Here is a 14,068-nt window from a genome sequence, read left to right as displayed (position 1 = left end):
GCTTCCAGGCGCCTCGCCAGTCGGTATGGCCCGGCATCAGGCGAGCTTGATGTGATTGGCTTGCACCGCGTTGCGCCAGCGCTCGACTCGGCGCGCAGTCAAGCGTCGAACGCCTGCGCGTTCAAGGGCGCGGGTGCGTGGCCGATGTTGTTGAGCCTGGCCTTGAGTTCAGGGCCGCGCACGGTGCGCTGAACTTCCTGCGTCAGGCGGGCAGCGATTCGGCGAGGCAGGCCCGCAGGTGCCTGCACTCCGGTGAAACCCTCCCGGTGAACGCACCGAGGTTGACGGCGGGGCCGTGTTCGGCGAGAGAAGCGCTCACGTGGCCAGCATGTCGTTGGCGCCGCGGCGAGGAAGGCTGGGGCTCAAGGATGTTTCCGATGGAAAGTGGCGAGATCATAGTTTGTACATATAAGAATAAAACACAACCACAACACATATCCGTCAAGTTCCTGCCGAACACGCGGCTTCTACAATCGCCGAGACCTGTTCGCCGATCCACCTCACCTGCCGGTGTCACCCATGAGCGTTTCCATCCAGAGCCTGACCGAAGCGCCCGCGCAACTCCTGCGACGCGCTCATCAACTGGCCACCGCCATCGCACTGGAGCAATTGGCAGAGTTCAACCTCACGCCGATCCAGTTCGGCCTGTTGATCGTCCTGAATGAACGGCCTGGCATCGACGCGAAGACGCTGTGCCGTACGCTGGCGCTGGACCGTGCCTCTTTGACCGGTGTGCTGGATCGCATGGAGGCCGGCGGTCTCGTGACCCGCGAGATGGATCCCAACGACCGCCGAGCGCGCGTGCTCACGCTCACGTCGGCGGGACGCGATGTGTTCAAGCGGTCCAGCCGCAAAGGCGTGGGCACGCAGCTCGCCATTCTGGATGCGCTCACGCCGGCTGAGCGCACGCGCTTCATGAAGTTGCTGGCCAAGCTGGTGGCGGTGCAGACCGAACGGTCCTCCAGGCGCACAGCGTCTCCTCGCTCATGAGCCATCGCATGAACGTGAACGGCGTCGATGTCCTGGTCGATGGGCAAGGTGCGCACACCGTGTTGATGCTGCATGGCTGGCCCGACACGCCGTCGCTCTGGGACAGCAGCGTGGCCGCATTGCAAGACGGCTACCGCTGCGTGCGCGTGTTTTTGCCCGGGTACGACCTGAGCCAGCCGCCACAGCCGGTGTCGGTGGTGGATTTCACCCGCTTCTTGCGCCAGGTGGTGGATGCGGTGAGTCCGCAGGAGCCAGTCAGCCTGCTGCTGCACGACTGGGGATGCCTCTTCGGCTACGAGTTTGCGGCTCGCCACAGCCACCGGGTGGCGCGCATCGTCGGCGTCGACATCGGCGACACGAGCTCAGGTGCCTACCTGAAGAGCCTGAGCGTGAAAGAGAAACTGATGATCGCCTACTACCAGCTCTGGCTGGCGGCGGCGTGGAAGCTGGGTCGATGGGCGCCTGGTATTGCCAACCGCATGACGCGGTTCATGGCGCGCGCCATCGGCTGCCGCAACGCCCCGGAACAGATCGCCTGGCAGATGAACTATCCCTATGCCATGGGCTGGTTCGGCACCATGGGTGGACTTCGTGAGCTGGCTCGCGTGGACCATGTCCTCGGTGTCACGCTCCCAGCGCTCTACATCTACGGGCGACGCAAACCATTCATGTTTCATTCGGCGCGCTGGCTCGATCAACTGGCGGCCACACCCGGGTGCGAGGTGAAGGGCATGGATACCGGCCACTGGGTGATGCGCCAGAAGCCCGTCGAGTTCAACGCCTGTGTGCGCACGTGGCTGGATCATTCCACCTCGGCGGTGCGATGAAGCCCGAAGACCTGGAGCGCCTGCTCACCGTGGAAATGCCCTACGGCAAACACAAAGGTCGTGTGATCGCCGACCTCCCAGGCAACTACCTGAACTGGTTCGCTCGCGAAGGCTTTCCGTCTGGCGAGATCGGGCGACTGCTGGCCCTGATGCACGAAATCGACCACAACGGTCTGGGCGACCTGCTCACGCCCTTGCGCCAGCGCTGAGTTTCACGCCAGGCCCAGTGCCTGATACACACGCGCAGCGGCCCAGGCGTCGTTGGCTGCGTAGATCAGTTGGGCTTCGCTCAGCCGCGGATTGGCCCAGTTCGAAGTGGCCGCCTTCTTGGACTTGATGAAACGGCGGTTGAACAACACCGCCACGGCCCCCTTGACGCCCATGTCCTTGCGGTAGCCGCGTGCGCGAAAGACCGTGTTGAGTTCAAGCACGCCCCGAGGCTCCACCTCAAGCTTGCTCACGATGCGCCGGGTGTCGTCGCCCAGACCGAAGCCAGCCTTGGTGTGCACGCCATCGGCGAGAAGGGCGGCCACCTGCGCCAGGCAGGCGGGATCTTGCAACTGAAACACCCAGGCGCGCTGCAGCGTGGCCAGTTGCACGATGTGTGGCCCGTCTGAGACCTGATCCTTGAAAAAGGTCGGCTTGGATTCGGTGTCGAAACCCCATGCCGGGTGGTCCGCCAGCTCGGCGCAGGCTTCGCGCGCTTGCGCGGCCGTGTTTACCAGCGCGATGCGGTCCAGCCCCAGACGCTCGAACGGTTCGAGCAGGGCGATCTCGTCCTTGCCGGGCGTGGGGTGATGTTCGAGAGGCTGCATGGGCGACCGAGGATACCTCGGCGCGCATAATCGCGCCCTCCCTTGTAAGACACTGACCGCAACGCGCCCGACCGACCGCCATGAGAAAAATCTTCCCCCTGACCCAAGAAGGCCGTCACCGCGACCGCGTGCTCGAAGCCGTCAAGCACGAGATCCGCAAGTACCTCAAGCGCGAAAGGCGCCGCGAGCTGCCGGAGGGTGCCGACTACCTGGATTTCGATTGTCGCTTCGGTGCCACCAAAGAGGCCGCCGAAGTCGTGCACCTCTCGACCCTGATGGGCCATCTGGACACGGTGGCGCGAGAGGGTGGGGCGCAGGCCTACGTGGAGATCCTGGCCAAGCCCGGCGTGCGCAGACCGAGGGCCGAAGTCGACCGCCACCATCCGGCACAATCTTCTGATGCCCCTGACGACACTGCCCCCGACGCCGAAAGACCCGCTGCCTGAAGGGCAGGGCGAATCGCCCCCTGAGGGCGAGTTCCTGAAGTTTCCTGGTTCGCCATTCGAACTCTTCCTGCCCTATCCGCCCGCAGGCGATCAGCCTGAGGCTATCCGCCAACTCGTGGAAGGTGTGAACGACGGCGAGGTGTTCCAGACCTTGCTGGGCGTGACCGGCTCGGGCAAAACCTTCACCATGGCCAACGTGATCGCCCGCCTGGGCAGGCCGGCCATCGTGTTTGCGCCCAACAAAACCCTTGCGGCGCAGCTTTACAGCGAGTTTCGGGAGTTCTTTCCCAGGAATGCGGTCGAATACTTCGTCAGCTACTACGACTACTACCAGCCCGAGGCCTACGTGCCCCAGCGCGACCTGTTCATCGAGAAAGACAGCGCGATCAACGAGCACATCGAGCAGATGCGCCTCTCATGCACCAAGAGCATTCTGGAACGACGCGACGTGGTGATCGTGGCCACGGTCTCCGCCATCTACGGCATCGGGAAACCCGAGAGCTACCATCAGATGGTGATGACGCTGCGCACGGGAGACAAGATTGGTCAGCGCGACCTGATCGCCCAGCTGGTGCGCATGCAGTACGCCCGCAACGAGCAGGATTTTTCGCGCGGCAAGTTTCGCGTGCGCGGTGACACCATCGACGTGTTTCCGGCCGAGCATTCGGAAATGGCGATCCGGATCGAACTCTTCGACGACGAGGTCGAGACACTGCAACTGTTCGATCCCTTGACCGGCAAGGTGCGGCAGAAGATTCCCCGTTTCACCGTCTACCCCAGCAGCCACTACGTGACCCCGCGAGAGCAGGTGCTGCACGCCGTGGAGGCGATCAAACTGGAACTGGTCGACCGGCTCAGGCAACTGGTGGGCGACGGCAAACTGGTGGAAGCGCAGCGGCTGGAGCAGCGCACCCGCTTCGACCTGGAAATGCTCAGTGAGGTGGGTCACTGCAAGGGCATCGAGAACTACTCGCGCCACCTGGCAGGCAGCGCGGCAGGTGAGCCACCGTCCACCCTGACCGACTACCTGCCCAAAGATGCGCTGATGTTTCTCGACGAGAGCCACGTGCTCATGGGCCAGTTTGGCGGCATGTACAACGGCGACCGCGCTCGCAAGACCACGTTGGTCGAATACGGTTTTCGCTTGCCCAGCGCGCTCGACAACCGGCCACTCAAGCTGGAAGAGTTCGAACAGCGCATGCGTCAGGTGGTGTTTGTCTCGGCCACGCCCGCCGACTACGAGAAAACGCATTCGGGGCAGGTGGTGGAGCAGCTGGTGCGCCCCACCGGACTGGTGGACCCCGAACTCGAGGTGCGCCCCGCCATCCACCAGGTGGACGACGTGCTGCAGGAAATCCGCATCCGCGTCGAGAAAAATGAACGTGTGCTCATCACCACGCTGACCAAACGCATGGCCGAGCAGCTCACCGACTACCTGACCGAGAACGGTGTGAAGGTGCGCTATCTGCACAGCGACGTGGACACAGTCGAGCGCGTCGAGATTCTGCGCGACCTGCGCCTGGGCTCCTTCGACGTGCTCGTCGGCATCAATTTGCTGCGCGAGGGTCTGGATATTCCCGAGGTGTCTCTGGTGGCGATTCTGGACGCCGACAAGGAAGGCTTCCTGCGTTCCGAACGCAGCTTGATTCAGACCATCGGCCGCGCGGCGCGCAACCTCAATGGCCGTGCCATCCTCTACGCGGATCGCGTCACCGATTCCATGAAGAAGGCGATGGACGAGACCAACCGGCGCCGCACCAAGCAGATCGCGCACAACCTCGCCATGGGCATCGAACCGCGCAGCATCAACAAGCGCATCAAAGACCTCATCGACGGCGTGTACAGCGAAAAGGCCGGCAAGGAGGCCGATCGCCTGGCGGCGGAGAGCGCCCACCGCGCCAGCATCGAAGACATGAGCGAGAAGGACGTGGCTCGCGAGATCAAGCGCCTTGAAAAACTCATGCTGGAACACGCACGCAACCTGGAGTTCGAAAAAGCCGCCAGCGTTCGCGACCAGCTCGGGCGCCTGAAAGCGCAGGTGTTCGGCGCCTCAGGCCGGGAAAACCTCGCGTGAATCGCGGGAACTGCACCCGTTTGAACCGATCAGTCTTTGTTGTGTCCAAAGGGTCGCGGGCGCAATTTGTCTAGGACAAATCGCCCGATCCGCTAAGATGTCGAGCGGAACAGTGGGTTTTAGGGTATACTCGACGAAAACAGTCGGGAAAGCCTTCGATCAACAGACCGTTCAAGGGTCGGGGCGGGTGGAGAAGGGGTTCGAGACGGTGCAAACCCGTTTCTGAGCCGTACCACGACGGTCAAGCCAACACTTCAAGGAGCTTGAAAATGCGCCTCACGACCAAAGGCCGCTTTGCGGTCACCGCCATGATTGATCTGGCCCTGCGCCAGAACAACGGCCCCGTCACGCTCGCGGCCATCAGCCAGCGCCAGCAGATTTCGCTCTCTTATCTGGAGCAGCTTTTCGGCAAGCTGCGTCGCCACGAACTCGTGGAGTCCACCCGAGGCCCCGGCGGCGGCTACACGCTCGGTCGCAAGGCGGCCGATATCACGGTGGCGGACATCATCGTGTCGGTCGACGAACCGATCGACGCCACCCAGTGCGGCGGCAAGGAAAACTGCCTGGGTGAAGGCCATCGCTGCATGACCCATGAACTCTGGGCTGCGCTCAACGCGAAAATGGTGGATTTTCTTGACTCCGTGTCCCTGCAATCGCTGGTGGATGAGCAGCTCGCCAAGGGCGTGGTGGTGGAGAACGCGCCGATGATCAAGCGCGCGATCTCAAGTGCCCCGGTGGTCAAGCCAATTCGCGTGAACGCACCGAATTCGGTGTTTGCCCTGGGCGGCGCGGCGCTTTCCACCAAGTAGGCATCGGCACTTCCTCGAATCCGTTTCATTCCAAGCCATGAGCACTCCGCACTTCCCCATCTACATGGACTACAGCGCCACCAATCCTTGCGACCCGCGGGTGGTGGACGCCATGATCCCCTGGTTGCGCGAACATTTCGGCAACCCCGCTTCGCGCAGCCATGCCTGGGGCTGGGAAGCGGAAAAGGCGGTGGAGACGGCACGCGAACAGGTCGCCGCTCTGATCGGTGCCGACCCCCGCGAAATCGTCTGGACCAGCGGAGCCACCGAGTCCAACAACCTGGCGCTCAAGGGCGCGGCGCATTTCTACAAGACCAAAGGCAAGCACATCATCACGGTCAAGACCGAGCACAAGGCCGTGCTCGATACCTGCCGCGAACTGGAGCGCCAGGGTTTTGAGGTGACCTACCTCGACGTGCAGGAAGACGGGCTGGTGGACCTGGAAGCCTTCAAGGCGGCGATTCGACCCGACACCATCCTGGCTTCGGTCATGTTCGTGAACAACGAGATCGGTGTCATCCAGGACATTGCAGCCCTGGGCGCAATCTGCCGCGAAAAGGGCGTGATATTCCATGTGGACGCTGCCCAGGCCACCGGCCGTGTGGACATCGACCTGCAGACGCTCCCGGTCGATCTGATGAGCCTCACCTCGCACAAGACCTACGGCCCCAAGGGCATCGGTGCGTTGTTCGTGCGCCGCAAGCCGCGTGTGCGCATCGAGGCGCAGATGCACGGTGGTGGCCACGAGCGAGGCATGCGATCGGGCACGCTGCCCACGCACCAGATCGTCGGCATGGGCGAGGCTTACCGGATTGCCAAGGCCGAGATGCACGAGGAGAACCAGCGCATTCGCGCTCTGCACGACCGCATGGTTGCCGGCCTCAAAGACGTGGAAGAAGTGTTCATCAATGGCCACGAGACGCGCCGGGTGCCACACAACCTCAACATGAGCTTCAATTACGTCGAAGGCGAGTCGCTCATCATGGGCATCAAGGGGCTGGCGGTGTCGTCGGGCTCCGCTTGCACCTCGGCCAGCCTGGAGCCCAGCTATGTGCTGCGTGCCCTTGGCCGCAGCGACGAGCTTGCCCACAGCAGCCTTCGCATGACCATCGGCCGCTGGACGACCGAGGAAGAAATCGACTACGCGATCGCCACCATCAAGGAAAACGTGGCCAAGTTGCGTGAGTTGTCCCCGCTGTGGGAAATGTTCAAAGACGGTATCGACCTGTCCACCATCCAGTGGTCAGCTCATTGAAGGAGAAAAGGCATGGCTTATTCAGAAAAGGTCGTTGACCATTACGAGAATCCCCGCAACGTCGGCTCTTTCGACAAGGGTGACGAATCGGTGGGCACTGGCATGGTGGGTGCGCCCGCATGCGGCGACGTCATGAAGCTGCAGATCAAGGTGAACCCGAGCACGGGCGTGATCGAGGATGCGCGCTTCAAGACCTACGGTTGCGGCTCGGCGATCGCCTCGTCTTCTCTGGTGACCGAGTGGGTCAAGGGCAAGACGCTCGACCAGGCGGCCGCGCTCAAGAACAGCCAGATCGCTGAAGAACTGGCACTGCCACCGGTCAAGATTCACTGTTCCATCCTGGCCGAAGACGCCATCAAGGCGGCAGTGGACGACTACCGCAAGAAGCACCTCAACTGAGTCCCGGGTTCCCATGGCCATTTCGATTTCAGAAGCCGCCGCACGGCACGTCAACCGCTACATCGCCAAACGCGGCAAGGGTGTAGGCGTGCGACTGGGCGTGAAGACCACGGGGTGCTCGGGCATGGCCTACAAGCTGGAATACGCCGACGAGATCGCGCCTGAAGACGTGGTCTTCGAGGACAACGGTGTCAAGGTGCTGGTTGATCCCAAGAGCCTGGCCTATATCGACGGCACGCAGCTCGACTTTGTGCGCGAAGGCCTCAACGAAGGGTTCCGCTTCAACAATCCCAATGAGCGCGACCGGTGCGGTTGCGGCGAGAGTTTCAGAATCTGATGCGTCAGCCTTTCTTTCCAAAGCCGCCCGTGCTGTTGAGCGCCGGCGGTTTTTGTCTTTCATGAACCTTCATCTTCAATCGAACGACTTCGAGTTGTTCGGCCTTGCGCCGCGATTCGAGATCGACCGCGCTGCACTGGACGAGCGCTGGAAGTTGCTGCAGCGCGAAGCCCACCCCGATCGTTTCACCACCGCCGACGCCCAGGCCCAGCGCCAGGCCATGCAGTGGTCGGTGCGCATCAACGAGGCCTACCAGCGCCTGAAGAATCCATTGCATCGCGCAGCCTACCTGTGCGAGTTGAACGGTTCGCCCATCGGGGCGGAAGTCAACACGGCCATGCCCGCCGATTTTCTGATGCAGCAGATGCAGTGGCGCGAGGAGCTTGACGAGGCCAGCGGTTTGCCCGATCTGGAGCGGATGGCCGACGAGGTGGCCGCCATGCGCCGCTCGATGTTGCAGGGGTTGCAGACCACTGCCGACGAGCGACAGGACTGGCCTGCCCTGGCCGCCCAGGTCAGAGCCCTTATGTTCGTTGAGCGCTTTGCCAGCGATGTGGAGAACCGGATCGAACTGCTGGGACAATAGCCGGTTGTTTCCTGTTCCAGACCTGATTCCTCACCCATGGCGCTTCTGCAGATTTCCGAACCCGGCCAGTCTCTCGACCCCCATCAGCGCCGAGTGGCTGTGGGCATCGACCTGGGCACTACGCATTCGCTGGTGGCCGCGGTGCGCCACGGTGTCGCGGAATGCCTGCCCGCCGCCGATGGCCGCGTGATTCTTCCTAGCGTGGTGCGCTACCTCGATCCCGCGCAGGGCGGCGCGGGCCGGCAGATCGGTTTCGATGCGCTGGCTGCGCAGGTGCAGGACCCCGCCAACACGGTGAGCTCGGTCAAGCGCCTGATGGGACGCGCGAGGGCCCAGGTGGCCGATGTCGACAAGCTCTCCTACAACGTGGTCGAGCAGGACGGCATGGCCGTGGTCGAAACCGTAGCGGGTCGCAAAACGCCGATGGAAGTCAGCGCTGAAATTCTCGCCACGTTGCGCTTTCGCGCCGAGGACAGCTTTGACGACGAGTTGTACGGTGCCGTGATCACCGTGCCAGCCTACTTCGACGATGCCCAGCGCCAGGCCACCAAGGACGCGGCCCAGCTTGCCGGTATCAATGTGCTTCGACTGATCAACGAGCCCACCGCCGCGGCCATCGCCTATGGCCTGGACAACGGGTCCGAGGGCATCTACGCCATCTACGATCTGGGTGGCGGTACCTTCGACATCTCCATCCTTCGCCTGACGAAGGGCGTGTTTGAAGTCATGGCCACCGGTGGCGACTCGGCATTGGGTGGCGACGATTACGACCAGGCCCTGGCGGCCTGGGTGCTGGCAGGGCAGAGCGTTGGAGATGCGCTCAGTCCTTCCGAGCGGGCGGCCGTGCACGCCGAGGCTCGGCGCGTCAAGGAAGCCCTGTCCTCACAAGCCTGCGAAACCTTTCGCGCCACCGTGGCAGGGCAGCCTGTCGAGCAAGCGGTGACCCCGGCCGATTTCGAGGCTTGCACCGCCGCGTTGACGGCGCGCACCATGAGTGCCGTGCGCAAAGTGCTGCGCGATGCCGGTGTGGCAAAAGACGAGGTGCAGGGCGTGGTGATGGTCGGCGGGTCTACCCGCATGCCAGTCGTGCGCCGCACCGTGGGCGAATTCTTTGCTCGGGAGCCGTTGACCAACCTCAACCCTGACGAGGTGGTGGCCCTGGGCGCCGCGATCCAGGCCAACGCCCTGGCCGGCAACAGCCGAGATGGCGATCTGCTGCTGCTGGATGTGATTCCGCTCTCGCTGGGCATCGAGACCATGGGTGGCCTGGTCGAACGCATCGTGCCGCGCAACAGCGCCATTCCCACCGCACGGGCGCAGGACTTCACCACCTACCAGGATGGCCAGACCGCCCTGGCCCTGCATGTGGTGCAGGGTGAGCGCGATCTCGTGGCCGATTGCCGCAGCCTGGCGCGATTCGAATTGCGTGGCATCCCGCCCATGGTGGCCGGGGCCGCGCGCATCCGCGTCACGTTCACGGTCGACGCCGACGGCCTGCTTTCGGTGAGCGCCAAAGAGCAGGGCAGTGGCGTGGAGGCGCGGGTGGACGTGAAACCCGCTTACGGCCTGAGCGATGAGCAGATCGCCGCCATGCTGCAGGACAGTTTCGCCACCGCCCAGCAAGACATCCAGTCGCGTGCGCTGGTCGAGGCCCGTGTGGATGCTGATCGCATGATTGCCGCCACCCGCACCGCGCTGGCGGCCGACGCCGATCTGCTCGCCCCCGCCGAGCGCGAGCAGATCGAAGCCCTGATGAACGCCCTGGCGGCCACCGTGGGAGGCGATGACGCTGCAGCCATTGAAGCCGCCACCGCCGCGCTGGCCAAGGGCACCGAGTCCTTTGCCGCGCTGCGCATGAATCGCGGCATCCAGCAGGCTCTGTCTGGCAAGAAACTCGAAGAAGTTTGAAACACCACCCCCATGCCCACGATCAAGATACTGCCCCATCCCGAGTACTGTCCTCACGGCGCCACCATCACGGCGCCCACGGGCACCTCCATCTGTGAAGCCTTGCTGGACAACAAGATCAACATCGAGCACGCCTGCGACATGAGTTGCGCCTGCACCACCTGCCACGTGATCGTGCGGGAAGGCTTCAACAGTCTGAATGAACTGGACGAGAGCGAAGAAGACCTGCTCGACCGCGCCTGGGGCCTGGAGCCGAACTCGCGCCTTTCGTGCCAGGCCATCGTGGCGCAGAAAGACCTGACGGTCGAGATTCCCAAATACTCGATCAACCACGCAAAAGAGAACCACTGATGCGCCAGATCGTCCTCGACACCGAAACCACCGGCCTGTCCGCCGAGAACGGCGACCGCATCATCGAGATTGGTTGCGTGGAACTGCTCAACCGCAAGCTCACGGGCAACAACCTGCACTTCTATGTGAATCCAGAGCGCGACAGCCACGAAGATGCGCTCAAGGTGCATGGCATCAGCAACGAATTCCTCAAGGACAAGCCCAAGTTCGGCGCCATTGCAGACGAGTTGCTGGCCTATCTGCGCGATGCCGAAGTGATCATCCACAACGCGCCGTTCGACATCAGCTTTCTCAACAAAGAGCTTCAGCGACTGGGCCGCTCGCCCATCCACACGGTCATCGGACAGGTCACCGACAGCCTGGTCATGGCCAAGGAAATGTTCCCCGGCAAACGCAATGGCCTGGATGCGCTCTGCGATCGCCTGGGCGTGGACAACTCCGGCCGCACGCTGCACGGGGCCTTGCTCGACGCCGAACTGCTCGCCGACGTCTACATCAACATGACGCGCGGACAGGACGCCTTGCTGATCGACCTGGGCGACACGTCCGGCGAGGGCGGTGTGGCCGAACAGGTGGACCTCAGCCGAATCGAATTGCCCGTGCTGCTGGCCAACGAGCAGGAAGCGCAGGCACACGACGCGCTGCTGGCCGATCTGGACAAGGCCAGCAAAGGCAAGACCCTCTGGCGGGCACTTCAAGCCGCCTGAAGGCGAAGAAAACCTGGCTATAATCTGAGGCTTCCGAAAGATCGGCCCAGATCAATCGGGCGGTTAGCTCAGTGGTAGAGCACTGCCTTCACACGGCAGGGGTCGCAGGTTCGAACCCTGCACCGCCCACCAAAATTGTTATATGTGACAACGCTTTGCGCCACCTTCGGGTGGCGTAGTCGTTTCCGGTGGGCCAAAAGTGGGCCATTGGACCCTTGGCAATGCATGTATACCTCGCACAACAGTGTCGAGACGAGGTTCGGCTCACAAACGAACCGCGTGCGCGAAGGCCCATCAGCCGATTGATTTGTACGTCAATCTATCTTTTCGACCGCCAACCCCCCAGCAGCAGCGCATTGCTCACCACGCTCACGCTGCTCAACGCCATGGCCGCACCGGCCACCACCGGGTTCAGCAAACCTGCAACCGCCAGCGGAATGCCGATCACGTTGTAGGCGAAGGCCCAAAACAGGTTCTGGCGGATCTTGCGGTAGGTTCGGCGCGAGATGTCGATCGCGTCGGCCACCAGCGCGGGGTCACCTCGCATCAGGGTGATGCCGGCGGCGTGCATGGCCACGTCGGTGCCGGTCGACATGGCGATGCCCACGTCGGCCGAGGCCAGCGCAGGGGCATCGTTGATCCCATCGCCCACCATCGCCACCGAGCGGCCACCCTCCTTGAGCCGGTTCACGATGGCCGCCTTGTCTGCGGGCAACACCTCGGCTTCGATGTGGTCGATACCCAGCACACGCCCCACCCACCGCGCGCTGCCCCGGTTGTCGCCAGTGACCATCACGGTGCGAATGCCCAAAGCCTGCAGGCTCTGAATGGCCTTGATGGCGCCGGCCTTCGGGGCATCGCCAAAGGCCAGCATGCCCACCAGTGCGGGTGCCTCCGTCACGTCGGCGAGCCATGAGACCGTGCGTCCTTCAGCTTCAAGCTGGCGAGCGGGTTCAACCAGTGCCGAAGTGTCCACGCCCAGCTCCTGCATGTATCGCGGACTGCCGAGGCGCAATGCACGACCCTGCACCTCGGCCGACATGCCGCGTCCCGGCACGGCGCCCACCTTGGCGGCGGAGAGCAGCGCAAGACCGGCCTCTTCAGCAGCGTTCATCACGGCGCGTGCCAGCGGGTGTTCGCTACCCGCCTGGATCGCGGCACTCCAAAGCAGCAACTCGTCGTCGTGGCCAGGGGCCGCCACGGCTGCGACCAGCGTCGGTTTGCCTTCGGTGAGCGTTCCCGTCTTGTCGAATGCGACGGTGTCGATGCGGTGCGCGATCTCCAGCGCTTCGGCATCCTTGATCAGGATGCCTTGTCGAGCGGCCACCCCGGTGCCGGCCATGATGGCGGTCGGTGTCGCCAGGCCCAGGGCGCACGGACAGGCGATCACCAGCACCGCCACCGCGTTCAGGATGGCCTGCTCCCATTGGCCGGTGACCAGGCCCCAGCCCAGCAGGGTGAGCGTGGCGGTCAGCAGCACCACCGGCACAAAAATGGCGCTCACGCGGTCCACGATGCGCTGGATCGGCGCCTTCTTGGCCTGGGCCGATTCGACCATGCGCACGATGCGCGAGAGCGTCGACTCGGCGCCCACCGCCGTGGTCTCCACCAGCAGCAGACCCTCGGCATTGACAGCGCCGCCGGTGACCTTGTCGCCCGTGTGTTTGGCCACCGGCAGGCTTTCGCCTGTGATCAGCGATTCGTCCACCTGGCTGGATCCTGTGATGACAACACCATCCACCGGAATGCGTTCGCCCGGGCGGATCACCACGGTGTTCCCCACCTTCACTTTCGCAATGGCGACGTCCACATCGCCGTCGGCCATGCGCACGCGCGCCACCTCGGGCCTGAGCGCATTGAGGGCGGCGATGGCGGCCGTGGTCTGGCGTTTGGCGCGCGACTCCAGCCACTTGCCCAGCAGCACCAGCGTGACGATCACGGCCGAGGCTTCAAAGTACAGGTGCGGCGTGCCGTGATCGGCGTGCTTGAACAGCAGGTACACACTCAGGCCGTATCCGGCGCTGGTACCCAAGGCCACCAGCAGGTCCATGTTGCCGGCACCCGCACGCACGGCCTTCCAGCCCGCGCGGTAAAAGCGCGCGCCCAACCAGAATTGAACGGGCGTGGCCAGCGCGAGCTGCAACCAGCCATTGATCGTCCAGTCAGAGCCGAACAACAGGGCGATCATGGGCAGCACCAAGGGCAGCGACAGCACCGCAGCGAGCGCGACAGGCCACCAGGGCTCGCTGTTGCTTCTTGTTGGCTGGGCCCCCTGGTCCACGCGGGGTTCCTTTCTCACGCTGTAACCTGCCTTGTGCACCGCAGCCACCAAGCTGGCAGGCGGTGTGGCAGCAGCGGCGTTCACCGTGGCGCGTTCGGTGGCCAGGTTGACGCTGACTTCCTGTACGCCAGCAACGGCCTTCAAGGCTTTTTCGACGCGGCCCACGCAAGAGGCGCAGGTCATGCCTTCGATGGGCAACTGATGCTCGATGAGCGACAAGGTGGCGGTGTTCATGAGGCACTCCAAGGGTTGAGGATGGAGCGAATGGTTGGCCTTGCCACGG

Annotated in this window: 16 protein-coding genes and 1 tRNA gene; 14 read left to right on the top strand and 3 right to left on the bottom strand. The window is 63.5% G+C overall.

The features are described 5' to 3' along the window. Nucleotides 1-98 precede the first annotated feature (98 nt). Nucleotides 99-248, bottom strand: a complete 150-nt coding sequence (locus AB7F11_RS03890) for a hypothetical protein (protein ID WP_428289457.1) — start codon at nt 246-248, stop codon at nt 99-101. A gap of 271 nt (nt 249-519) precedes the next feature. On the opposite strand from AB7F11_RS03890, the gene AB7F11_RS03885 reads away from it, so the two are divergent. From AB7F11_RS03885 to AB7F11_RS03875, 3 genes are read left to right on the top strand one after another with little or no spacing between them, the layout of a single operon-like run. After that, a complete protein-coding gene (locus tag AB7F11_RS03885) occupies nt 520-990 on the top strand; it encodes a MarR family winged helix-turn-helix transcriptional regulator (protein WP_428289456.1) in 471 nt (156 codons plus the stop codon). Nucleotides 991-998: 8 nt separating this feature from the next. After that, nucleotides 999-1,817, top strand: a complete 819-nt coding sequence (locus AB7F11_RS03880; protein ID WP_428289455.1) for an alpha/beta fold hydrolase — start codon at nt 999-1,001, stop codon at nt 1,815-1,817. Next, the gene (locus AB7F11_RS03875; RefSeq protein ID WP_428289454.1) at nt 1,814-2,026 is read left to right on the top strand and encodes a DUF3820 family protein; all 213 of its coding nucleotides are present in this window, start codon (nt 1,814-1,816) and stop codon (nt 2,024-2,026) included. The genes AB7F11_RS03880 and AB7F11_RS03875 overlap by 4 nt, the downstream gene beginning before the upstream one ends. 3 nt (nt 2,027-2,029) lie before the next feature. Here AB7F11_RS03875 and AB7F11_RS03870 read toward each other — a convergent pair whose 3' ends face one another. Further along, nucleotides 2,030-2,632 carry a 3'-5' exonuclease gene (locus AB7F11_RS03870; protein WP_428289453.1) on the bottom strand — a complete coding sequence of 201 codons (603 nt, stop codon included), beginning with the start codon at nt 2,630-2,632 and terminating at the stop codon, nt 2,030-2,032. Nucleotides 2,633-2,712: 80 nt separating this feature from the next. Here AB7F11_RS03870 and AB7F11_RS03865 point away from each other — a divergent pair, with 80 nt between their 5' ends. The 11 genes from AB7F11_RS03865 (at nt 2,713) to AB7F11_RS03815 (ending at nt 11,636) form a co-directional block, all read left to right on the top strand. Then, nucleotides 2,713-3,078: a DUF6172 family protein gene (locus AB7F11_RS03865; protein WP_428289452.1), complete on the top strand. Its 366-nt coding sequence runs from the start codon at nt 2,713-2,715 to the stop codon at nt 3,076-3,078. Beyond that, the gene (uvrB, locus tag AB7F11_RS03860; RefSeq protein ID WP_428289451.1) at nt 3,032-5,152 is read left to right on the top strand and encodes an excinuclease ABC subunit UvrB; all 2,121 of its coding nucleotides are present in this window, start codon (nt 3,032-3,034) and stop codon (nt 5,150-5,152) included. Before AB7F11_RS03865 ends, uvrB begins: the two co-directional genes overlap by 47 nt. Nucleotides 5,153-5,421: 269 nt before the next feature. Continuing rightward, nucleotides 5,422-5,961 carry a Fe-S cluster assembly transcriptional regulator IscR gene (gene iscR / locus AB7F11_RS03855; RefSeq protein WP_428289450.1) on the top strand — a complete coding sequence of 180 codons (540 nt, stop codon included), beginning with the start codon at nt 5,422-5,424 and terminating at the stop codon, nt 5,959-5,961. A 37-nt stretch (nt 5,962-5,998) separates the two neighbouring features. Then, nucleotides 5,999-7,216 carry an IscS subfamily cysteine desulfurase gene (locus AB7F11_RS03850; RefSeq protein ID WP_428289449.1) on the top strand — a complete coding sequence of 406 codons (1,218 nt, stop codon included), beginning with the start codon at nt 5,999-6,001 and terminating at the stop codon, nt 7,214-7,216. Nucleotides 7,217-7,228: 12 nt separating this feature from the next. After that, on the top strand, nt 7,229-7,615 hold the full coding sequence (gene iscU / locus AB7F11_RS03845; protein ID WP_428289448.1) for a Fe-S cluster assembly scaffold IscU: 387 nt from the start codon (nt 7,229-7,231) through the stop codon (nt 7,613-7,615). Nucleotides 7,616-7,628: 13 nt separating this feature from the next. Next, nucleotides 7,629-7,952, top strand: a complete 324-nt coding sequence (gene iscA / locus AB7F11_RS03840) for an iron-sulfur cluster assembly protein IscA (RefSeq protein ID WP_291127139.1) — start codon at nt 7,629-7,631, stop codon at nt 7,950-7,952. A 61-nt stretch (nt 7,953-8,013) separates the two neighbouring features. Beyond that, entirely contained in the window at nt 8,014-8,538 is a 525-nt protein-coding gene (gene hscB, locus AB7F11_RS03835; RefSeq protein ID WP_428289447.1) for a Fe-S protein assembly co-chaperone HscB, read from the top strand. A 36-nt stretch (nt 8,539-8,574) separates the two neighbouring features. After that, the gene (gene hscA, locus AB7F11_RS03830) at nt 8,575-10,446 is read left to right on the top strand and encodes a Fe-S protein assembly chaperone HscA (protein ID WP_428289446.1); all 1,872 of its coding nucleotides are present in this window, start codon (nt 8,575-8,577) and stop codon (nt 10,444-10,446) included. A gap of 12 nt (nt 10,447-10,458) precedes the next feature. Next, a complete protein-coding gene (gene fdx, locus AB7F11_RS03825; RefSeq protein ID WP_428289445.1) occupies nt 10,459-10,797 on the top strand; it encodes an ISC system 2Fe-2S type ferredoxin in 339 nt (112 codons plus the stop codon). Beyond that, entirely contained in the window at nt 10,797-11,504 is a 708-nt protein-coding gene (gene dnaQ, locus AB7F11_RS03820; protein ID WP_428289444.1) for a DNA polymerase III subunit epsilon, read from the top strand. Before fdx ends, dnaQ begins: the two co-directional genes overlap by 1 nt. Before the next feature lie 57 nt (nt 11,505-11,561). Continuing rightward, nucleotides 11,562-11,636 (top strand) — tRNA-Val (locus AB7F11_RS03815). A 187-nt stretch (nt 11,637-11,823) separates the two neighbouring features. On the opposite strand, the gene AB7F11_RS03810 is transcribed toward AB7F11_RS03815, so the two are convergent. After that, nucleotides 11,824-14,019, bottom strand: coding sequence for a heavy metal translocating P-type ATPase (locus tag AB7F11_RS03810; protein ID WP_428289443.1), 2,196 nt, complete (start codon nt 14,017-14,019; stop codon nt 11,824-11,826). Nucleotides 14,020-14,068: the final 49 nt, after the last annotated feature.

It is taken from the genome of Hydrogenophaga sp. (assembly GCF_050250835.1).
In the GTDB taxonomy this organism is placed as follows: Bacteria; Pseudomonadota; Gammaproteobacteria; order Burkholderiales; family Burkholderiaceae_C; genus Hydrogenophaga.
The sequence above is the reverse complement of the archived record's forward strand: the minus strand, read 5'-3'. Positions and strand labels throughout refer to the sequence as shown.